20 protein-coding genes and 1 tRNA gene are annotated in these 22,478 nt (G+C 45.2%); 14 read left to right on the plus strand and 7 right to left on the minus strand.

From position 1 onward, the window contains the following. Positions 1 to 68 precede the first annotated feature (68 nt). The 4 genes from DMB88_RS00855 to DMB88_RS00870 are packed head-to-tail and all read right to left on the minus strand — an operon-like array spanning position 69 to position 3,534. Positions 69 to 671 (minus strand): response regulator transcription factor, encoded by a 603-nt coding sequence (locus DMB88_RS00855; protein ID WP_128099843.1) that lies wholly within the window; start codon positions 669 to 671, stop codon positions 69 to 71. After that, positions 668 to 1,801 carry a sensor histidine kinase gene (locus DMB88_RS00860; RefSeq protein WP_128099844.1) on the minus strand — a complete coding sequence of 378 codons (1,134 nt, stop codon included), beginning with the start codon at positions 1,799 to 1,801 and terminating at the stop codon, positions 668 to 670. The genes DMB88_RS00855 and DMB88_RS00860 overlap by 4 nt, the downstream gene beginning before the upstream one ends. Before the next feature lie 9 nt (positions 1,802 to 1,810). After that, positions 1,811 to 2,548 (minus strand): ABC transporter permease, encoded by a 738-nt coding sequence (locus DMB88_RS00865; protein ID WP_128099845.1) that lies wholly within the window; start codon positions 2,546 to 2,548, stop codon positions 1,811 to 1,813. A gap of 2 nt (positions 2,549 to 2,550) precedes the next feature. After that, positions 2,551 to 3,534, minus strand: a complete 984-nt coding sequence (locus DMB88_RS00870; protein ID WP_128099846.1) for an ABC transporter ATP-binding protein — start codon at positions 3,532 to 3,534, stop codon at positions 2,551 to 2,553. Positions 3,535 to 3,889: 355 nt separating this feature from the next. Between DMB88_RS00870 and DMB88_RS00875 the strand changes: the two genes are divergently transcribed. The 6 genes from DMB88_RS00875 to DMB88_RS00900 all read left to right on the plus strand — a co-directional run bounded on the left by DMB88_RS00875 (position 3,890) and on the right by DMB88_RS00900 (position 9,161). After that, a complete protein-coding gene (locus DMB88_RS00875; RefSeq protein WP_128099847.1) occupies positions 3,890 to 4,840 on the plus strand; it encodes an ROK family glucokinase in 951 nt (316 codons plus the stop codon). Between the two features lie 50 nt (positions 4,841 to 4,890). Continuing rightward, complete coding sequence (gene rapZ / locus DMB88_RS00880) at positions 4,891 to 5,790, plus strand: RNase adapter RapZ (protein ID WP_056695257.1); 900 nt, start codon at positions 4,891 to 4,893, stop codon at positions 5,788 to 5,790. Positions 5,791 to 5,803: 13 nt separating this feature from the next. Continuing rightward, positions 5,804 to 6,790: a gluconeogenesis factor YvcK family protein gene (yvcK, locus tag DMB88_RS00885; RefSeq protein WP_128099848.1), complete on the plus strand. Its 987-nt coding sequence runs from the start codon at positions 5,804 to 5,806 to the stop codon at positions 6,788 to 6,790. A gap of 6 nt (positions 6,791 to 6,796) precedes the next feature. Then, a complete protein-coding gene (gene whiA / locus DMB88_RS00890; RefSeq protein ID WP_128099849.1) occupies positions 6,797 to 7,735 on the plus strand; it encodes a DNA-binding protein WhiA in 939 nt (312 codons plus the stop codon). A gap of 258 nt (positions 7,736 to 7,993) precedes the next feature. Next, on the plus strand, positions 7,994 to 8,263 hold the full coding sequence (locus DMB88_RS00895) for an HPr family phosphocarrier protein (protein WP_056695263.1): 270 nt from the start codon (positions 7,994 to 7,996) through the stop codon (positions 8,261 to 8,263). Between the two features lie 145 nt (positions 8,264 to 8,408). Next, positions 8,409 to 9,161: an SIMPL domain-containing protein gene (locus DMB88_RS00900; RefSeq protein WP_128099850.1), complete on the plus strand. Its 753-nt coding sequence runs from the start codon at positions 8,409 to 8,411 to the stop codon at positions 9,159 to 9,161. A 186-nt stretch (positions 9,162 to 9,347) separates the two neighbouring features. Here DMB88_RS00900 and DMB88_RS00905 read toward each other — a convergent pair whose 3' ends face one another. Beyond that, on the minus strand, positions 9,348 to 11,282 hold the full coding sequence (locus tag DMB88_RS00905; RefSeq protein ID WP_128099851.1) for a hypothetical protein: 1,935 nt from the start codon (positions 11,280 to 11,282) through the stop codon (positions 9,348 to 9,350). A 346-nt stretch (positions 11,283 to 11,628) separates the two neighbouring features. Between DMB88_RS00905 and DMB88_RS00910 the strand changes: the two genes are divergently transcribed. Continuing rightward, positions 11,629 to 12,726, plus strand: coding sequence for a stalk domain-containing protein (locus DMB88_RS00910; protein WP_128099852.1), 1,098 nt, complete (start codon positions 11,629 to 11,631; stop codon positions 12,724 to 12,726). 199 nt (positions 12,727 to 12,925) lie between these two features. Here the strand turns inward: DMB88_RS00910 and clpP are convergent, their stop codons facing one another. Together clpP and DMB88_RS00920 are read right to left on the minus strand one after the other, a co-directional pair. Beyond that, on the minus strand, positions 12,926 to 13,522 hold the full coding sequence (gene clpP / locus DMB88_RS00915) for an ATP-dependent Clp endopeptidase proteolytic subunit ClpP (protein ID WP_056695272.1): 597 nt from the start codon (positions 13,520 to 13,522) through the stop codon (positions 12,926 to 12,928). A 179-nt stretch (positions 13,523 to 13,701) separates the two neighbouring features. Further along, positions 13,702 to 13,776, minus strand: a tRNA-Arg gene (locus DMB88_RS00920). Between the two features lie 482 nt (positions 13,777 to 14,258). Between DMB88_RS00920 and DMB88_RS00925 the strand changes: the two genes are divergently transcribed. The 7 genes from DMB88_RS00925 (at position 14,259) to secG (ending at position 22,034) form a co-directional block, all read left to right on the plus strand. Continuing rightward, entirely contained in the window at positions 14,259 to 15,284 is a 1,026-nt protein-coding gene (locus DMB88_RS00925) for a sugar-binding transcriptional regulator (RefSeq protein ID WP_128099853.1), read from the plus strand. Between the two features lie 111 nt (positions 15,285 to 15,395). Then, entirely contained in the window at positions 15,396 to 16,403 is a 1,008-nt protein-coding gene (gene gap, locus DMB88_RS00930; protein ID WP_056695277.1) for a type I glyceraldehyde-3-phosphate dehydrogenase, read from the plus strand. Between the two features lie 147 nt (positions 16,404 to 16,550). Beyond that, entirely contained in the window at positions 16,551 to 17,732 is a 1,182-nt protein-coding gene (pgk, locus tag DMB88_RS00935) for a phosphoglycerate kinase (RefSeq protein ID WP_128099854.1), read from the plus strand. Between the two features lie 33 nt (positions 17,733 to 17,765). Then, positions 17,766 to 18,518, plus strand: coding sequence for a triose-phosphate isomerase (gene tpiA, locus DMB88_RS00940; RefSeq protein ID WP_128099855.1), 753 nt, complete (start codon positions 17,766 to 17,768; stop codon positions 18,516 to 18,518). 1 nt (position 18,519) lies between these two features. Then, a complete protein-coding gene (gene gpmI / locus DMB88_RS00945; RefSeq protein ID WP_128099856.1) occupies positions 18,520 to 20,064 on the plus strand; it encodes a 2,3-bisphosphoglycerate-independent phosphoglycerate mutase in 1,545 nt (514 codons plus the stop codon). Between the two features lie 240 nt (positions 20,065 to 20,304). Beyond that, the gene (gene eno, locus DMB88_RS00950) at positions 20,305 to 21,591 is read left to right on the plus strand and encodes a phosphopyruvate hydratase (protein ID WP_128099857.1); all 1,287 of its coding nucleotides are present in this window, start codon (positions 20,305 to 20,307) and stop codon (positions 21,589 to 21,591) included. A 209-nt stretch (positions 21,592 to 21,800) separates the two neighbouring features. Further along, positions 21,801 to 22,034 carry a preprotein translocase subunit SecG gene (gene secG / locus DMB88_RS00955; protein WP_128099858.1) on the plus strand — a complete coding sequence of 78 codons (234 nt, stop codon included), beginning with the start codon at positions 21,801 to 21,803 and terminating at the stop codon, positions 22,032 to 22,034. Positions 22,035 to 22,478 lie beyond the last annotated feature (444 nt).

Raw genomic sequence — 22,478 nt, forward strand, 5'->3', positions numbered from 1 at the left:
TGCATTGCTCATACTAGAATCATTATTTTTAACTATATGTATTACATTTATAGATGATCGCTCTACTGCTATAACCAGCCCTTCTCTTGGGCAATGCGTATGGCTTCTACACGATTTTTAGCCTCTAGCTTATTGAAGGCTTCCGATAGGTAATTGCGGACTGTGCCGTAGGACAGATGAAGTGATGCTGCGATCTGGTTAGCGTTCATGCCTGTGGCGGCGAGTTTCAACATTTCTCTCTCTCGTTCGGTTAGCGGATTAACACCTTTGGATGCGCCAAAAATAAGTTCGGGAGATACCTCTCGTCCGCCTCCCATAACACTTCGAATCGCCTGAGCCAAGCGGTCACTTGGTTCATCTTTCAGCAAATAACCTTGCACGCCTGCTTGAACCGCACGCTCTAGAAAACCTGGCCTTGCGAATGTGGTTAGGATGATGATGCGGCAGGGGTCATCTTGTTGTTGTAAATGCTCTGCTACGTCAAGCCCGCTCATGACTGGCATTTCAATATCCATCAAGGTGAGATCCGGCCTTAGAGAGGAAATTAACTTCAATGCTTCCTCGCCGTTACCGGCTTCACCAATCACTTCGAAGTCATCTTCCAGATCAAGCAGCGAGGCGAGAGCACCCCGAAGCATGCGTTGATCCTCTGCAATTAAAATTCGAATCATGATGATACTCCTCCTTGGGAATCACTTACGATTAATGGGAAGAAAAAGGATAGCTCGGTTCCTGCTGAATCGGAAGAAATCTGAAGAGAGCCATCGATCAGGTTTAGCCGCTCTGACATACCCCTTAGACCGTTACCCTGAGGTTTGCTGGAGTCTATCCCCTGGCCATTATCCCTAACTCGTAGCCTTATCCCTTCCTGCGTGCGTTCAATTGATAGTGTACATCGTGTGGCTTGACTGTGTTTGACAATGTTCGTAACCGCTTCAATAAGACATAGGCTTGCCATGTTCTGCGTTAAGTCTGGCACATCATCGTAGGAGTCCTGCTCCTGAGTCACTTGAAGCGAAATATCCGCACTCTTTAACATCTCTATCGCATCTGCGACTGCTTCAGGAATGCTGATGGCTCGCATATCCGAAACGAGCTGACGCACCTCACGCAGGGCAGCACGGGAAGTCCGTTCGATCTCGCGTGCCTCCTGAACGGCTCGTTCTGGATTTTTGGCGATTAGCTTGGTCACGAGTTCACTCTTAAGGGTGATTAGAGATAACGTATGTCCCATGGTGTCATGCAAATCTCGGGCGATGCGCATGCGTTCCTCACGCTTAATCAGTTCTTTAATATGCTGCTGAGCTTCATCGAGCTGAGCCTCCAGCTGCCGCTGTTGCATCATGGACCGAATGCCATAAGGAGACGCAAGCATGATGAGGTAGAAGGGAGTGAAGAACATGAGCTGAGAAGCTGTCAGTGACGAGAAATGAATAGCAATGGGAATGGTCTGAAGAATGGCGAACACCAATAGAAACAGGCGAAACATCCGTTTATCTGTATACCATCCAATAAAATTCGCTGTGAAAAACCCTAGAAAAAACATGTTTGGATCGATCACGGTACTCAAGATAAGTACAGTAAGCATCTGTAACGTAATCCAATAGGAAAATAAAACGGTTCCTGCTGTCATATACAGCTGACGATAGGTCAGGATAAACACAAGGAAAGCAGAGAGCCCAATATATAGTTCATGACCACGGGCTACCCATAAATAATAGATTGGCATGGCCAAGTAGATCATCCAAATGTATGGATAGAAGCCATATCGCTTCGGGAAAATCTCAAACTTCTGAAGCATAGATGAGGGTTAAGCCTCCTTTTGTTTGCTGCGAATATAAGTGGATATTAACATAAACACGATCAGGTACGCTGTCAAAATTAGTATATCACGGAAAGCTGGCACGTTACCGCTAACGATCGCCCAGGCGCCGTTGCCAAAGCTGTTCGACGGAAGCCAGCTTCCGATCTGACCCAGCCACGACGGCATAATATCGAGCGGCATCCACATGCCGCCAAGAAGAGCAAGCGAGAGATAAAGAGCATTGCTAAGACCACTGGCGGTGTCGACCTTGCGTAAGGTTCCGATGCAAGTGCCTAGAGCAAGAAAGGGTAGCGACCCAGCTAGAATCCATAGGGCACAGCCCACCCATTGTAGGGCAGATAAGGAAACACCATTAATCAAATATCCAGCCGTAAAAATAACGATGATGGAGAACAGGTGTACCGTCGTCTGACCAACCATTTTTCCACCAAAGTAAATAACATCTGATAGCGGGGTTACCCGCAGATACGAGACCCAACCATGTACACGTTCCTGAACCAAACGTATGCCGAGGGTCATGATGGATGAACCCATTACGCTGAAACAGGTCATGGACATTAAGTAGTGAGCATTCCATTGCTCAGCGTCAACAGCGTCCGTTGTGAAGATCCGAGTATATAGTACGTAGAATATGACAGGCATCATCAGAGACCAGAAGATAAAGTAAACGTTGCGAAACATGCGGAGCATCTCCATCCGCGATTGTACAAGCAATGTAGACATGTTTATTGTTCCTCCTTCATCGTAGCAAGCAGCTCAGCATAAGCGTCGTCGAGTTGTCCCGTTTCAATACGGATGTCCCGTATAGGTAGCTGGCGTTGGATTACATCACGAATCAGTGTATCTGTATCGGTGGTGTAGAGGCTCCAGCGTCCGTTACGATATTCTACTTGTTCAACGTTAGGTAGCATCGCAATCTGAGCTTCAATGTGTACGTTCGGTGAGTTAGCGTTCATGTTGTTGTGATCAAGCTGTGTGTCTAACGGGATAGCTGATTCCCCAGGTATCATTCCATGCTGAGCGGAAAAAGAAAGAATACGCTTGGTAAGCCCCGACTTAAGACTCTCCGGTGTTCCATCCGCAATGATTCTACCTTCGCTAAATAGAATAATCCGATCAGCCGCTTCGTCCGCCTCCTGAAGATAATGCGTGGTGAAAAGCACCGTTTTACCCGCCTGTGTCAATTGGCGAACCTGTTTCCAAAAATATTTACGTGTCTCCGAATCCATACCTACCGTGGGTTCATCCAAAAATAAAAGTTTTGGATCTCCTGCCATTGCGAGGGCAAAGTTCAGGCTGCGTTTCTGACCACCCGATAGTTTCTCGGCTCTTCTCTTCAGGTCGATCTGTGACAGTCCAGTCAATCGCTCGATTTCATCTATTGGAAGGGGACTGTGGTAATAACTGTGAACCATGTGGATGATCTCACGCACCGTCAATCCATCGATGACACTTACATCCTGTAGCATGACTCCAATCTGCTGGCGTACCTGCTGCTGTTTGGGAGACTGTCCTAATACGGTGATGTTCCCGGAGGTCGGTTTACACATTCCCAGAAGCATCTTCATCGTTGTAGTCTTGCCTGCTCCATTCGGGCCGAGGATTGCTACAATTGAGCCAGACTGGATTTCAAGAGAAAGGTTGCTAACCGCGAGCTTGCTTTTAAATTGTTTGTTTACATGTTCAAGCTGAATGATGGGGGAATTCATCTGTACTCACGTCCTTCGTTTTGATCTAACTTCATTTTAGAGGGCGAAGGAGTAGGGTTTTAGTAAGAGTTGTCATGACTTTTAGGTGACAACTGTCATCTTTTACGAATGGAACGAATCAAGATGCAATATGATTAGATGAGACTCCCTCTATTAGGGAGGGAGGTTCAAGCGGTGCGTTTTAATAGAGATCATAGAGGGTGAATGCGCATTCATGAAGAGCGTGTGACAGTGTTCACAATAGCGCCAGGACTGGGATAGCAAAGGTCTTATCGTCCTTGACCCAGGCGTATCCTTCAATTATAGTTGGTACGTAGGATTAAACTATTTTAGATAGATAAAGGTGGCTTGCAGCATGTCTGAGAAAATCTACGTTGGGGTCGATCTCGGCGGAACAGCAATTAAGGTCGGTATATGCGATGATCAAGGTCAACTTAAGCATACGTATGAAGGACCGACAGAAGTGGATAAGGGCGTAGATACGGTTATCGCCAACATCGAGAAGTATGTCCGTCATATCGTTGCCGAGTCGCCGTATAGCTGGGAACAGCTTGAAGGTGTCGGTGCTGGAGTTGCCGGGTTCACGAATGTACGTGAGGGAATTATTGTCCTTGCCCCTAACATTGGATTTCGGAATGTACCTATTCGTTCGATTCTGGAGGAGCGTCTGGGCAAGCCAGTCAAAATAGATAATGATGCCAATGTTGCGGCGCTTGGCGAAGCTTGGGCGGGTGCCGGCAAAGGTGTAGATAACTGCGTATGTTACACGCTGGGTACAGGCGTTGGCGGCGGCTTGATCTTGAACGGCACAATATATCAAGGGTTCTCCGGTATGGCGGGTGAACTGGGGCATATTAATGTGGTTCCTGATCTGGAAGCAATTAAGTGTGGTTGTGGCAAAATGGGATGTTTAGAGACAGTATCGTCTGCAACGGGGATTATCCGTATGGCAAAGGATGCTGTAGAACGTGGGGATCATACTTCGCTTGCTCTTGTTGATCGAATCGCTGCGAAGGAAGTATTTGATGCTGCTAAAGCGGGCGATGAAGTGGCACTGCGGATCGTTAATCGTGCTGCATTCTACCTGGGTAAATCGATGGCTACAGTAGCGGCTGTTATTAATCCGGAAGTGTTCATTATTGGTGGCGGTGTATCCAAAGCGGGTGACTTCCTGTTTGACGAGATCCGTACTGTATTTGCTCAATTAACCCCAGAACCACTGCAGGGCGGCGTTAAGATTCTGGAAGCTACACTTGGCAATGATGCAGGTATTGTGGGTGCGGCAGGTCTTCTCTTGCGTTCCTAATCAACTGTAACAGTATAAACCGACAGCAATATGATAAGGAGGGGACATATATGCTTGAAGGTGAAGTTTCACCGAACACAGGCGCCACGCTCATTATCATTACGGGTATGTCCGGGGCGGGAAAGACCATTGCAGTTCAGAGCTTGGAGGATCTTGGCTTCTTCTGTGTAGATAATTTACCACCCGTGCTGATTCCAAAATTCGCAGAGTTGATTGAGCAGTCCAATGGTAAGATTGGCAAGGTCGCTCTTGTTATTGACTTAAGAGGGCGTGAGTTTTTCACAGCGTTGTCCGAGTCGTTGAACTACATTAAAGATCATTTTACCATCCATTGCGAGATTTTATTCCTGGATGCTACAGATTCTGTCCTTGTTCAGCGGTATAAAGAGAGCAGACGTAGACATCCTTTAGCTCCGGAAGGCATGCCGCTAGACGGTATCCGGCTTGAGCGCAAAATGCTGGAGGAGCTTAAAAACTCTGCCACTCAGGTACTCAATACTAGCACGATGAAACCGGCTCAATTGAAGGAACGGATTATATCCCGTTTTTCTCATTTAGAGAGCCATATGTTATCTGTAAATATAACGTCATTTGGATTTAAATACGGAATACCGATTGATGCCGATCTGGTATTTGATGTTCGTTTTTTGCCTAACCCGCATTATATTGACCATCTGCGTCCAAATACAGGACAGAACAGCGATGTATACGAATACGTTATGAAATGGCCAGAAACCCAGTCCTTTCTGACCAAATTGCTGGATATGCTGCATTTCCTGATTCCGCAATACCGGAAGGAAGGCAAGAGCCAGGTTATTATTGGAATCGGTTGTACCGGAGGCAAGCATCGTTCGGTAGCAATATCCGAATATTTGGGCAAAATGTTGGGAAGCAGCGAGACTGAGGCTGTTACCGTGAGCCATCGCGACGCTGACCGGGATCGTCATTGAAGAGGGTGAAGGGATGAAAGAAGCCGGACCACGAAGAGAACGTCCGAGAATTGTAGTCATGGGCGGGGGAACCGGATTATCCGTGATGCTGCGCGGTTTAAAAGAAAAGCCGCTAGACATCACGGCCATCGTCACGGTTGCTGATGACGGTGGAAGTTCAGGCATTCTACGTAATGAGTTGCATATGCCGCCTCCGGGCGACATTCGTAACGTACTCACGGCGCTAGCTGACGTAGAGCCACTGCTATCGGATATGCTGAGTTATCGTTTCAACACAGGCGCAGGGCTTGCAGGCCACAGCTTGGGGAATTTAATTTTGGCGGCAATGACAGATATATCAGGCGACTTCGTAACCGCTGTGCGGGAACTTAGCCGCGTGTTTGCTGTTCGGGGTGAGGTGCTTCCCGCAGCTGGTCAGGCGGTTGTGCTACATGCTGAGATGGAGGATGGATCGATTGTTACAGGCGAGTCCAAAATACCTGAAGCAGGTGGGCGCATTAAACGCGTTTTTCTTGAACCGGATCACGTGGAGCCGTTGCCAGAGGCTGTAGAAGCTATTCGCCAAGCGGATGCGATACTAATTGGGCCAGGAAGTCTGTATACGAGTATTCTGCCTAATCTGCTAGTACCTAAGTTAGCTGAAGCTGTCGTTGAGGCTGACGCAGTTAAAATGTTTATATGCAATGTTATGACACAGCCAGGAGAAACCGATGACTATACCGTAAGTGATCATCTCAAAGCGGTTCATGAGCATATAGGTCATCAGCTCTTTGACTATGTCATCGTTAATAATGGTGAAATTCCACTGCAAGTTCAGAATAGATATGCAGAAAAAGGAGCAAAACCAGTAGTATTAGATATGAATGTGCTGAAGAGTTCTGGATATCAGGTTGTCGCAGATACGTTGGTTCTATTCCGTACCTATCTTCGTCACGATGCCGACAAGCTCAGCCATCACATCTATCAACTAGTACAAAATTGGATGTTACGGAAGAGGTGAAGTCCCATGTCGTTTGCAGCACAGACCAAAAAAGAATTAACGATGATTGAGAGTGAACCGTGCTGCGAAAAGGCGGAACTTTCAGCCCTCATCCGTATGCTTGGTGCGGTGCAGTTATCGAATAAAAAAGTGATCTTAGATATTTCGACGGAGAATGCCGCTATTGCTAGACGGGCATACTCTCTGCTTAAAAAGCATTTTCAAGTGCATACGGAATTGCTTGTCCGCAAAAAAATGCGGCTGAAAAAGAACAACGTGTATATTGTTCGTATTCCGACCATGGTACAAGAGATTTTAAAGGATTTGTACATCGTATCCGAAGGCTTTTTGTTCACACCAGGAATTAATCAGGAGCTGCTTCGGAAAAACTGTTGTAAACGAGCTTATCTCCGCGGTGCCTTCATGGCTGGTGGCTCGGTGAATAACCCTGAGGGCTCCTCCTACCATCTGGAGATTGCATCTATGTATGAGGAGCACTGCCAAGCCTTGGTTGATCTAGCTAATGAATTTCATCTTAATGCCCGGTGTATAGAACGCAAAAAAGGATTCATCCTATACATCAAGGAAGGCGAGAAAATTATTGAGCTGCTCAGCATCATTGGTGCACACCAAGCTTTGTTTAAGTTTGAAGATGTTCGCATTATGCGCGATATGCGGAATTCCGTGAATCGGATCGTCAACTGTGAGACGGCAAACCTGAACAAGACCATTGGAGCTGCTGTAAGACAGATCGATAACATCAAGCTTTTGCAAAAGGAAGTTGGCCTAGAGTCCTTACCTGAGAAGCTGCGTGAAGTGGCTGAAGTGCGACTTGCCCATCCTGATATTAACTTGAAGGAAGTTGGCGAGTTGTTGAAGGGGACAGTCAGTAAATCTGGGGTAAACCACCGTTTGCGTAAAATTGATGAGCTAGCCGAGAAAGTTCGTAATGAACGAATGGGTTAGGCCGTTAGAGGCCGGAGCTCTCACTAAGGTTAGAATTATTCGTATTTTCAACCGTTGTTGGGCAACATTAACTCATGTGCAGAGAAGCGAGGAACGTCTTCCTGAAGTATGATTCCGTGTCAATATCATGTCCTTGATTGGGAGTTCATTCCTGACTGGTTTTTTTCTTCTAGTGTCCTGCACAGGTTAATGGTATAATGTTATATAAATATAATTGTGTATTTAATGTCTAGATTTCATAATAGGGGGTAAGTTTCTATGACAAAGCACCCGGTAGTTGTCCGTTTGAAAACGGGTCTCCATGCCAGACCTGCGGCACTGTTCGTTCAAGAGGCGAATAAGTACTCATCTGAAGTGTTCGTCGAGAAGGACGACAAGAAAGTAAATGCAAAAAGTATCATGGGGATCATGAGTCTTGCAATCAGTACAGGTACGGAAATCCATATTAGTGCTGAAGGCGCGGACGCCGAACAGGCTGTAAACGCTTTAGTTAGTCTGGTTAGCAAAGAAGAGCTTGAAAACCAATAAGATATGACTGAACGATTGAAGAAGTCCCGAAAGGGGCTTTTTTGCGTTTCAGAGCCAAGGTATGCAACATTTTGGAATTTGCTCCGTCTGTTAAGGTATCAAATCACTTTGAATTTGAGATGTTAACTATAAGGAGGCTACGGTCATGGGTAAACAATGGATGAGACCGCTTGGTGCGGTATTGGTGGCAAGTTCACTATTGGTTGGAGGAACAGCTTGGGTTGCTCCAGGGAATTACGCATATGCTGCTGAGGTTCAAGGCGTACAGCAGAACGTAATCAATGTTGTTGGTAAAGGTGAAATTCAGGTGAAACCGGACATCGCTTATCTATCCATCGGGGTAAATAGTACAGCGGAAACAGCGGCATCAGCTCAAAAAGCAAACGCAGCTAAAATCCAGAAGGTAACTAACCTGCTGAAGAATACGTGGAAAATTAGCGATAACGACATTCAAACAAGTCAATTCTATGTACAACCCAACTACACATACAGTGAAAAAGAAGGACAGCAAGTGAAGGGATATACAGCTCATCACACACTGACAGTAACCTATCGTGAGATGGATAAAATCGGTGAGTTGTTGGATGCAGCTTCCCAAGCTGGCGCGAATAACATTGAAAATGTTCGTTTTACTGTAGAGAATCCAGAGAACTATGAATCTCAAGTCATTGAGAAGGCTGTAGCTAACGCGGATGTAAAAGCTGGAGCGATTGCGAAGGCGGTTAAACGTCAACTGGGTGCAGTATTATCTGTGAGCCAGCCTGATGCTAACGTACCTGTGTTCTACGCATCGGAGAGTTTGATGTCCAAAGCTGCGGATACCGCAGCTGGTACTGAAATTGAAACTGGTCAGGTTAAAGTAAGTACGACATTGAACATCACATATGAAATGAAATAAAGTTTGTATTTCGTATAAATAAGCGACCACCAGTATAATGCGGGTGGTCGCTTTTTGTTATTTGTATCGTAGATGAGGTCTACATTGTTTTGCCCATGAAAAAGCTTAACGGGTTAATGTATTGCAAGTGGGCGAAATTAAGATTTATTTGCGGTAATCGTAAAGTTTTAAGTGGATGCTAATAGCTTAAAATCGATTAGGGTCAAAGACCGGTAGTTGTAGCTTATATGCAAGATACACCTCTGAATTGTAAGGAATGGCGATGGTTGCTACTCCGTTTTCCAATACATCGGTTGGTATAGCAGTGGATGTTGCCTCGTATCTATTGACCATATCCACGGGAATGTCCATTAACACTTTGCTGTAATCGTTACTTAATATCTTCACATGGAGCGTTTGTCCATTACTCTTATAATTCTGCATCCGAATTCGTAACGTACGATTGTGATTCAACACAACTTCTATATTACGAAATGCAGCGCGATCTGCATCACTCATCTCATAAGGCTGGGTACCTACGAAAGAAGTATAATCCCCGGCCACCTGCTTCACTTCTTCTACAGTTGCCCGATAAGGGAGCGGTGCAGGTGTCATTGCAGCATCCGTTTTGCGTTCCTCATCACTGAATTGCAGCTCGGTATTCATGACATGTTTGCTTGCAATGGATACCTTAAGCCCGAGATCCTTGTTCCATTGCCCCAGTGGAAGATAAACCTTACCCCCGACAACCTGTTGCTTGCTTTGACTGACGGCGAGCTTACTGGTTCTACTATTCCGCTTGAATAGCAGGTCTCCCCCTTGGATTTCATATTGGATATGAAAGGCATTCGTGAACTCCTCTAAAGGAACATAATACAAGCCGTTCATGTAGAACGTAGGTTGTCCGTTATAACGAAGTACACCTTCACCAGAAGTAATCGCTACAGGTAGTGTTAAAAAAAACATGCCCTCATAAGAGAAGGAATCCCAATAATTGACCCAATCTCTATAATGACTGTACTCAATCTTAAAGTGTTTTCCTTCCGGAATATAGTAGAAGGAAGGTGGGTATGCCTGTGGGTTAGAGAAATAATAATCGATGACATACAAATCATCTGAGGCCCATTGTATCCCTTCCACGCTCGCCCGGTACAAGCTTTCGTAGGATCGAACCTGCTTCAATGTTTTGAGATCATATACAAGCACCTTGCTAGCCTTGGTTTTCTTAATTCCTACCGAGGGATCAGCAATCAGAACCAAATACTTAAGATTAGGCGAGACGAACGTTTTTACATCTCTGACTTCGCCTTTGAAAAGTGAGGTCGCTTTTCCGCCGCGAATCCCCTCTACAACCGCACGGTAGGTCTGTTCTTTATAAGTACTAGTCCACTTGATTTTTGTGTCGCCTGCCATAAACGTCTTACTGGAGACAGGTTGTTTGGTGTCGTACACAATGTCATTTTTGGTTACTTTCACTGGGCTACCCTTTAATCCGCCAAATAAGAGGATAAAGCAACCGGTGAATTTTACGTCAGGACAGTATGCACCGAGAGGTGTGGACGCAGCTGAACTGCTTGTACTGAATTTAGTATTTGTCACATCTTGGCTAGTAATGATGCTGCCATTGGATAAAACTCGTTTGTTATCTACAAGGGAATAGTACTGGGTATCACCGTTATCCGATCTTACGGAGTACAGCCCTTGTTTGGCCCAAAGTTTGAGCCAGTTGTTGGATTTGATCTCTGTGATTTTGCGAAGCTTAATGGAGGCATAGTCATATTCATAAATGACGGCACCTGTGTTCAGGTAGGCTAATGTATATGCCTTCAATCCTTGTGGAGTGTCTACGACAACACCGTCTTGTTGGTTGAATCCGTTAGTCGAAGTGAATCGATATGAAGAGGGCTGCAACGATGAGTCGCTGAAATCATACTCCTTAACCTTTTTCACACCTGTGTCATAACTAATTACCGTTGTTCGTACAGTGACCTGCTGTTGTCTTTCATCAAATATGTAGGTTGTGCGGTGTCTTACTTTTTCCTTGCTGCCTTCTGTAGTTGCTGCTGAATGTCCAGTCTCGGGATAAATTGTGAGCAATAGGGAACAGATCAACAACAGGGCAATACATTTCCTAATAATCATATAACGTTTCCTCTTTCCTCTTCTCATATTGTCTTTTTTTCAAAAGGTGTGCGGGTTAACCCTAATTCATAATATCGGTGAGTTTACTGATGTTGTTTAATGAATTATTGGATAGGCAGACCTCTATTTATCGTTCATTTAGTATCGTTTTTGTATATATGTTCGTGACAAAACGGTCATTTTCGGTGTAATTTATTTCAACTTTATCGTCAAGATTGTAACTGGAGCTGTAAACCTTTCCTCAAATGGGTTAATTATAATAAAGAGGTGAGCGTATGAGGCATTATCGTTCAAAATACATACGCAATGAACCCTTAGTGTGAATTATGGAGAGGAGTTTTTATATATGACATCATGGAAGAAATGGACGAGTGCGTTGCTGGCGGCTGGAATTATTGTAGGTAGTGGAGCAGGGTGGCAGGAAAGTTCGGTTCAAGCGGCTTCGGTCTCAACTAAAGTAACGACTCCAACGGAAGTAACACTGAAATCGGCAGGTAAAACGCTGACTCAAAAAGGCCTTCTGCAGGGTGGATCTACATGGGTATCTCTAACTGCGGTCAAAGATGTTGCAGGTGGAACGTTAACATATGACGCGAAGAACAAAGAGTATACGCTGACCGCAGCTAACAATAAGATGAAAATTAGTCTAGCTGATGGATCACCAATGCTTAGAGTGAATAACTACTATCCGGGCGTTGAGGCGAAGTTGATTCAGGGGCGGTTATACATTCCTTTCTCAGCGATGAGAGATTATCTGGGTGTTCAGGGAAGCTGGAATGGGCAAGCGAAGACGTTAACACTTAGCAAAGTGAAGCAGAATAATGTAACGGTAAAAGCAGCTACGGTGAAAGCGACTGTCAAAAATGCTGAAGTGGATATCCAATATCCGCAGGTGAGCGGACTGGCGAATGATAAAGCTCAAGCGGCAATCAACAAGGTGCTGAAGGATGAGGCTGATGCATTTGTAGCGGACTTCAAGAAGCAAGCGACTGAATTTGGAGCTGCCACTGCGAATCGCCCGTACGCTTTTGAGAGCACATATGTTGTGACATATAACGAAAATGGCGTGCTGGGACTCATTACACAGCGCTATGAGGATTATGCAGGAGCTCATGGCATGACGACCCGTTCAGGACATACGTTTGATCTAGAAACGGGCAAGGAATTGTCGCTGAATGACGTGCTTCAAAACAATACAGCGATGCGTGACACGCTTGGCAAAAAAGTAGGAACTCAGCTTAAAGCACGTGGCGGTTATCTGGATGGATACACTGGCTTGAACAAAGACCAGGACTTCTACGTTACGCCAACGGGCATTGTCGTGTTCTTCCAACTGTATGAGTACACTGCATATGCTGAAGGGTTCCCGGAGTTCCCATTCACGTACAAAGAAGTTCTTCCTAAAGGTGCAACGCCATTCAGTGGAGTAGCTGCTGAAAAGTAAGAGCAGAAACGTTATCATATGTTTAATAAATATCAGATTTATCACGTATAGAACGGCAGTTTAACGACGCGCAATTGCAGTTGCCATCATCATAAAATGACAAAAAAATCCCACCATTCGTAGAATGGTGGGATTTTACTAGTTCATAGTTAGAAGCCAAGAAGGCTTCAAATTATGACTTTATAGGTGAGTTCCGCGATTATACGCCTTCTGAACCTACTCTTTCGATAACTTTATCAATGATACCGTAATCGGCAGCTTCAGCAGCACTCATGAAGTAGTCACGATCTGTATCTTTCTCGATACGCTCCAGGGGTTGACCGGAACGCTCGGAGATGATGCGGTTCAATGTGTCGCGCATTTTCAGAATGCGACGAGCACGGATTTCGATATCTGTAGCTTGACCTTGTGCTCCACCAAGTGGTTGGTGAATCATGATCTCACTGTTAGGCAATGCAAAACGTTTACCTTTGGCACCCGCATTAAGCAAGAATGCACCCATGGAAGCTGCCATACCTACGCAAATTGTAGATACATCTGGTTTGATGAATTGCATTGTATCGTAAATGGCCATACCGGCTGTGATGGATCCGCCTGGGCTGTTGATGTATAAGTGAATGTCTTTCTCTGGATCTTCTGCAGCCAAGAATAACATCTGTGCCATAATGGCATTCGCCACAACGTCATTCACGTCACTGCCAAGGAAGATGATACGATCCTTCAGCAATCTGGAATAGATGTCATAGGCCCGCTCACCGCGGTTGCTCTGTTCAACGACCATTGGAATATAACTCACGTGAAAAACCTCCTCGGAAATGTAAATGTTAAATTGGTGTTTATATTTAAACTGTTACCGTATTACCCACATCATAAACAATTCCAAACAAAAAGTCAAAGAAAGTCAAACTAACTTTGAAAAAAAAGAAACCTTTCCGGTTTCATTGGTTAAAAGGGTTATGTACTACGAAATAAGAATGGCGCGCCCGCCAAGAATCGAACTTGGATCTCAGGCTTCGGAGGCCTACGTCATATCCATTGGACCACGGGCGCACATGAATTGTTGGCTACTCTTTCGTAGCGCGGATGCTTGCACACAAATGAGCTTCAAATATGTGACAGCATTAATGATTATATCTTAAGCGTGTTCGAAATGCAAGCAAATGATCAGCCTCGTAGTTTGGAATACAACGAAAATGATAATGATGAAGATAAGTGGATAAAGAATGTATTTAAGTACATGCTATAAGAGGTTTTGCACATGTTGAGCAAGGTAGAAATGAAGCCATATGTAGATAAGAATGTAGACTTTCTTCTATATATAGTGTGAAACAGATTCAACACCTACTAGAAGCTCAAGATTGTGAAAATAAGCGCGTACAAGCTTAGAGAAACGTTATGAAATGGGGCGTTTGAAACACTTGCATGTCGCGTCAGTTTTAGGTAGAATAGACGTGGGACTTAAAAAGTTAACCCGGGACATTTTGAGGCCATGAAAGAGAGCTTGGAACGAGAAGCTTGCGGGAGTGGAAAGCATGCGAAAGATTTTAGAAGTGCAAAAGCAGCTTCTGCCTGATCTCATGGATGTCTTGAAGAAGAGGTATACGATTCTACACCAGATCATGTTATCGGATGTGATTGGACGAAGAACGTTAGCTAATTCCATGCAGATGACCGAGCGGGTTCTGAGGGCTGAGACCGATCTATTAAAGGCTCAGGGACTTATTGAAATTGACAGTACAGGAATGAAGATCAGCGAGGCAGGTCATGATTTGCTGCAGCAGTTAGAACCTGTCGCCAAAGAGCTGTTCGGATTGTCCGAACTGGAAGAGCGCATCAAGCAAGCCTACGGTCTGCAAAAGGTAGTCGTTGTTCCTGGCGATTCGGACGTATCTCCATTTGCCAAACGGGAACTGGGCAAGGCCGGAGCGAAGGCTCTCGGCAATATTATGAATGATAACGACGTTGTTGCCGTAACAGGCGGTTCAACAACGGCTGAAGTTGCAGAGCAGCTTAATCCGCCAACACCACTCAAAGGTGTCTGGTTCGTCCCTGCACGCGGTGGACTAGGAGAAAGTCTCGAAATTCAGGCCAATACGATCGCATCCACGATGGCAAAACGGGTAGGAGCACAATACAAACTCCTGCATGTACCGGATTTGCTTAGTGACCATGCCTATGAATCCCTTGTTCAAGATCCGGGTGTCCAGGAGATTCTACAGCTGATTAGACAATCGCGCATCGTTATTCACGGAATCGGTGATGCCGTGGAGATGGCACGGCGACGCAAACTTGCTACAGAGATTGTGGAAGAGCTTCAGGAGCAAGGAGCCGTATCGGAATCATTCGGTTATTATTTTAATGATCAGGGTAACGTGGTTCACACCATGCTTACACTCGGTATGCGACTTCAAGATATTGAACGAACCGATGTAGTGATCGGAATTGCGGGTGGCAAAAGCAAAGCGGCTGCCATTCACTCCGTGCTTAGATTCGGACAGGAAGATATTTTGATTATTGATGAGGCTGCTGCCAAAGTCATCGTTGCCGAACTGGAATGAGAATTAATTTTCTAGAACACTTCAAATTTGTTGTCTTGACGGACTTCACAGTCTGTCTTGAATATATAGCTTCATAAAAAAAATCAATCAAAACTTGGGAGGAACTTACTCATGATTAAAGTAGGTATTAACGGTTTTGGACGTATTGGTCGCTTGGCATTCCGTCGTATTCAAAATGTAGAGGGCATTGAAGTTGTAGCAATCAACGACTTGACTGATGCTAAAATGCTGGCTCATTTGCTTAAATATGATACAACTCAAGGTCGCTTCGATGGGGATGTTGAAGTACATGATGGCTTCTTCAAAGTGAACGGCAAAGAAGTTAAAGTATTGGCTAACCGCAACCCAGAAGAACTGCCTTGGGGAGACCTCGGTGTAGATATCGTTCTGGAATGTACTGGTTTCTTCACAACTAAAGAAGCTGCTGAGAAACACTTGAAAGGTGGAGCTAAGAAAGTTGTTATCTCCGCACCAGCTACTGGCGACATGAAAACCATCGTTTACAACGTAAACCATGAAATCCTCGACGGTACTGAAACTGTAATCTCCGGCGCATCTTGCACAACGAACTGCCTGGCACCTATGGCAAAAACGTTGCAAGACAAATTCGGAATCGTTCAAGGTTTGATGACTACAATTCACGCTTACACTGGCGACCAAAACACTTTGGATGCTCCACACCCTAAAGGTGACTTCCGTCGTGCTCGTGCAGCGGCTGAAAACATCATCCCTAACACAACTGGTGCTGCTAAAGCAATCGGTTTGGTTATCCCTGAACTGCAAGGTAAATTGGACGGTGCAGCTCAACGTGTACCAGTAGCTACTGGTTCCCTGACTGAGCTTGTAACTGTATTGGGTAAAAAAGTTACTGCTGAAGAAGTTAACGCAGTAATGAAAGAAGCTTCCGATCCACAAACTTTCGGATACACTGAAGACGAAATCGTATCTTCCGATATCCAAGGTATCACTTTCGGATCCCTGTTTGATGCAACTCAAACTAAAGTTCTGACTGTTGGCGACCAACAATTGGTTAAAACTGTAGCTTGGTATGACAATGAAATGTCCTACACTGCACAATTGGTTCGCACTTTGGAGCACTTTGCAAAAATGATTAAGTAATATCTGCAATAACATAGAGCGGAAACAGAGTATTGTTTCCGCTCTTTATATATCAACCTTTTGCAAATTTCTCAAAAACACCAGGATTGACAAGGGTTTTTTGCTCTTCATTGGTCCACAAAATACATGGGTGCGGAGGAAATACAGATGAACAAAAAGAGTGTACGTGATATCGAATTAACAGGAAAACGGGCGTTTGTACGTGTAGATTTTAATGTGCCGCTCGAAGATGGTAAAATTACAGATGACAAGCGTATTCGTGCAACCCTGCCTACGATCAACTTCTTGATCGAAAAAGGTGCTAAAGTCATTTTGGCAAGCCACATGGGTCGCCCTAACGGCGAAGTGGTTGAATCCTTGCGTTTGACTCCAGCTGCTGAGCGTTTGTCTGAATTGCTTGGTAAAAAAGTTGTTAAAGCTGACGATTCCGTTGGCGAAACAGTTAAAGCTCAAATCGCTGAACTGAACAACGGTGACGTATTGTTGCTTGAGAACGTTCGTTTCCACGCTGGCGAAGAGAAAAACGATCCTGAACTGGCAAAACAATTTGCTGAACTGGCTGACGTTTTCGTTAACGACGCGTTTGGTGCGGCACACAGAGCACATGCTTCAACAGAAGGTATCGCTCACTTGCTACCAGCTGTATCTGGTTTGTTGATGGAAAAAGAGCTTGAAGTATTGGGTAAAGCAATCTCCAATCCTGAGCGTCCTTTCACAGCAATCATCGGTGGTTCCAAAGTTAAAGACAAAATCGATGTGATCGACAACCTGTTGAATATTGCAGACAACGTAATCATCGGTGGAGGTCTGTCTTACACGTTCATGAAGGCTCAAGGTCATGAAGTAGGTCAATCTCTGTTGGATGAATCCAAACTGGATGTTGCTCTGGGCTTCATCGAAAAAGCGAAGAAATTGGGCAAGAACTTCTACCTGCCAGTGGATATCGTAATTTCCGATGATTTCAGTGCGAATGCAAACACAAAAATCGTTGAAGTTGGCGACATTCCTGCAGATTGGGAAGGTATCGACATCGGTCCTAAAACACGTGAGATCTATGCTGACGTGGTTAAAAACTCCAAACTCGTTGTATGGAACGGACCAATGGGCGTATTCGAAATCGAGCCATTCTCCCACGGTACTCGTGCAGTGGCGGAAGCTTGCGCAACAACTGATGCTTACACAGTAATTGGTGGCGGTGACTCCGCAGCAGCAGCTGAGAAGTTCAAATTGGCTGACAAAATGGATCACATCTCCACAGGTGGCGGAGCATCACTCGAATTCATGGAAGGCAAAGTGCTTCCAGGCGTAGTTGCATTGAACGACAAATAAGTTTTAAGCTATAGCATGAAGGAGTTGAAAACCATGAGAACACCGATTATTGCAGGTAACTGGAAAATGTTCAAAACCGTTTCCGAATCCAATGACTTCATTCAGGAGGTTAAAGGAAAAGCGGAAGTAGAAGGCGTGGAAACTGTAATCTGCGCACCATTTACGAATCTGCCAACACTGGTAGAAGCGGTTAAAGGTACAAACATCAAAATTGGTGCCCAAAATCTTCACTTTGAAGATAATGGTGCATTCACAGGTGAGATCAGCGGCATCATGCTGAAAGACCTGGGTGTGGATTATGTCATTATTGGTCACTCGGAGCGCCGTCAATATTTTGCGGAAACCGATGAGACTGTCAATAAAAAGTTGCATGCAGCATTCCGTCACGGATTGACTCCAATCTTCTGTCTTGGTGAGACGCTCGAAGAGCGTGAAGCGAACCAAACAAAAGACGTATGCAAAGTGCAAACGGTAGCTGCTTTTGAAGGTCTGTCCGCAGAGCAAGCAGCACAAGTTGTTATTGCTTATGAGCCAATCTGGGCGATTGGAACAGGCAAATCTTCCACTTCCCAAGATGCGAATGAAGTTATTGCTTACATCCGTACATTGGTGAAAGATCTGTACAACGAGCAGGTTGCTGATGCAGTTCGTATTCAATACGGCGGCAGCGTTAAACCTGAGAACGTAACTGAATACCTCGGACAAAGCGACATCGACGGCGCACTTGTTGGCGGTGCTAGCTTGCAGCCAGCTTCGTTCATCGCGCTTGTTGAGGGGGCGAAGTAAGATGACAGCTCCAAAACCTGTAGCACTGATCATCATGGATGGCTTCGGTCTTCGTAATACGGTGGAAGGCAACGCGGTAGCGCAAGCCAAAAAACCGAATTATGACCGTTTTATGAGCCAATTCCCACACACAACACTCACTGCTTGCGGTGAGGCTGTAGGTTTGCCAGAAGGGCAAATGGGGAACTCTGAGGTTGGTCACCTTAACATTGGTGCTGGCCGGATCGTTTACCAGGATTTGACCCGTATCTCCAAATCAATTCGCGATGGTGAGTTTTTCGATAACGAAACGCTCGTTAAAGCTGTACGCGAAGCGAAACAAAACGGTAAAAAGCTTCATCTCTACGGCTTGTTGTCTGATGGTGGCGTACATAGTCACATCGACCACTTGTTCGCTATGCTGGATCTCGCCAAAAAAGAAGAAATGAATGATGTGTATATTCATGCCTTCATGGATGGCCGTGATGTTATGCCGGACAGTGGTAAAGACTTCATGCAAAAACTGATCGCGAAAATTGAAGAGGTTGGTGTAGGACAGATCGCTACGGTACAAGGTCGCTATTACGCGATGGACCGTGACAAACGTTGGGAGCGAGTTGAGAAATCATACCGCGCTATCGTTTATGGAGATGGCCCTAAATACACTGATCCACTCAAAGCGGTTGAAGAATCGTATGAGAAATCCGTATTTGATGAATTCGTTGAACCAACGGTTATCGTCAAAGCGGATGGTGAGCCGGTAGGTTTGGTAGAAAGCGGCGATTCCGTTATCTTCCTCAACTTCCGTCCTGACCGTGCAATCCAGTTGTCGCAAGTATTCACGAACCAAGACTTCCGCGGTTTCGATCGTGGACCGAAGTTCCCAGAAGGCTTGCACTTTGTGTGCCTAACTCTGTTCAGTGAGACGGTTGAAGGTTATGTGGCGTACTCGCCGAAGAACCTCGACAATACACTGGGTGAGGTTCTGGTACAGAACAACAAAAAACAACTGCGTATTGCAGAAACAGAGAAATACCCGCACGTAACGTTCTTCTTCAGCGGCGGACGTGATGTTGAGCTTCCAGGCGAAACTCGCGTACTGATTAACTCACCAAAAGTTGCAACATATGACTTGCAACCAGAGATGAGCGCTTATGAAGTGGCAGACGCATGTGTACGCGAGATTGAAGCAGACAAACACGATGCAATCATTCTGAACTTCGCTAACCCTGATATGGTTGGACACTCCGGTATGCTGGAGCCTACAATCAAAGCGGTTGAAGTAACAGACGAGTGCATGGGACGTGTTGTAGACGCGGTTCTCGCAAAAGGCGGCGTTGTGCTGATTACTGCGGATCATGGTAACGCGGATATGGTATTCGATGAGCAAGGACGTCCGTTCACTGCACATACAACGAACCCTGTTCCATTTATCGTTACTGATGCGAATGTAACCTTGCGTGAAGGCGGAATTTTGGCTGATATCGCGCCAACGATTCTTGACCTGATGCAATTGCCAAAACCGGAAGAAATGACAGGAACATCTGTCATCGCTACCCGTAAATAAGATACACAACCTCTTATATGAATTGGGCAGTTTGGCGTTTGCCCCGGAACGAAGGCAGCAGAAATAGTCTGAAGAAGCAACGCGTTCGCCTTTATCACATGATTTCAACTTATGACGATAAGTTCAAAGAAATCAGGGGATAACAGCGATCGGAAGACGATTCTGCTGACGTAGTGAATAAGGGCAAGCACAAGTTTTCCCGAATTTAAATAAATCCAAATTTAAAGGAGATTATCACTCATGACTATTATTTCTGACGTGTACGCTCGCGAAGTCCTCGACTCCCGCGGTAACCCTACAGTTGAAGTTGAAGTATACTTGGAGTCCGGCGCAATCGGACGCGCAATCGTTCCATCTGGTGCATCCACTGGTGCCCACGAAGCTGTTGAGCTTCGCGATGGTGACAAATCCCGTTACCTCGGTAAAGGCGTTCTGCAAGCTGTTAAAAACGTAAACGAAACAATCGCTCCAGAAGTTATCGGTATGGACGCATTGGATCAACTGGGTATCGACAAATTGATGATCACTTTGGATGGTACGCCAAACAAAGGTAAATTGGGCGCTAACGCAATCTTGGCAGTATCCATGGCTGTAGCTCGGGCTGCTGCTGACGCTTTGGACTTGCCACTTTACGTTTACCTCGGCGGATTCAACGCTAAAGCTCTTCCAGTACCAATGATGAACATCATCAACGGTGGTGAGCACGCTGACAACAACATCGACGTTCAAGAGTTCATGGTTCTTCCTGTTGGCGCACCAAGCTTCAAAGAAGCTCTTCGCGTAGGCGCAGAAATCTTCCACAACCTGAAATCTGTACTGAGCTCCAAAGGCTTGAACACAGCAGTAGGTGACGAAGGTGGTTTCGCACCAAACCTTGGTTCTAACGAAGAAGCAATCACTACAATCATCGAAGCGATCGAAAAAGCTGGTTACAAACCAGGCGTTGACGTATTCTTGGGTATGGACGTAGCTTCCACTGAGTTCTACAAAGATGGTAAATATACACTTGCTGGTGAAGGTAAATCTTACACTTCCGCTGAGTATGTTGACCTTCTGGCTTCATGGGTTGAGAAATACCCAATCATCACAATCGAAGACGGTATGTCCGAAGATGACTGGGATGGTTGGAAATTGCTCACTGAGAAATTGGGAGACAAAGTACAACTCGTTGGTGACGACTTGTTCGTAACAAACACAGAGCGTCTGGGTAGAGGTATCGAGCAAGGTATCGGTAACTCCATCCTGATCAAAGTAAACCAAATCGGTACATTGACTGAAACATTCGATGCAATCGAAATGGCTAAACGTGCAGGATACACTGCTGTTATCTCCCACCGTTCCGGTGAGTCCGAAGATAGCACAATCGCTGACATCGCGGTTGCAACTAACGCTGGACAAATCAAAACAGGTGCTCCTTCCCGTACAGACCGTATCGCGAAGTACAACCAATTGCTCCGCATTGAGGATCAACTGGGTGAACTGGCTCAATACAATGGTCTTAAAGGATTCTACAACCTCAAAAAATAAGCTGTGTACACAGCTTTTCGGGCAAGCCGGGTAACCGGCTTGTCTTTTTATTATGGAGAGGAATCTCCGTCAGACTTTGCTATAACAGTGGATAAAGTTGGATGAATGTATAGCAAGCACTACTTGTATCACAGCAGTAGCTATGGTACAATCAAACTAACTGTTTTTATGGTGAGATGTTATGCCCACATGGGTAGGAGGTGGAAAGAATGGATATTGCTTTGAAATTGCTGCTCGTTGTTTTCTCGATCGGTCTAATCACTGTAGTATTGCTGCAGCACGGGAAAAGCGCTGGTTTGGCGGGTGCCATCTCCGGTGGTGCGGAACATCTTTTCGGTAAAACGAAAGCGCGCGGACTGGATCTTTTCTTGCAACGTGCAACGGTTGTACTCGGTGCAGGTTTCATGATTTTGTCTATTATTGTTACGATCTTGTCCAAGTAAGAAGGATAAGTTCTCAGACAATTCAATAGCATGAGCGGAATTCGCTTGTAAGATTAACCTTCGTTTCGAGAAGAAACGGAGGTTTTTTAATAAATTTTAAAGTGTCCAGTATTTTCCTGCCACCTATATACATGAACTACTTTTTCTCTTCTGTTCGGTTCTCCTTCCCTCGAAAGGTATGCCCCTACGATGTAGGGAATGTACCTGTCTGTGCTTCCACGCATAATCTATTCCTATAATGAGGTTCATGATACATGAACAAGTGGATTGATCCCTTTTTCAGTAAGTATAGAAGAAGTAATTCTAACTTGATATGATCCGTAGTTACGTTTGAAAGCGTGCTTATCCTTGAGCAATCCTGCGTCTGTGGTTTTTTTGTTAGGGACGGATGTGCTGGATTGAATTCGTGTATACTAGGGTATGAGATAGTAAGGTACGCATGAC

The sequence above is a fragment of the Paenibacillus sp. DCT19 genome (assembly GCF_003268635.1).
GTDB lineage: Bacteria > Bacillota > Bacilli > Paenibacillales > Paenibacillaceae > Paenibacillus.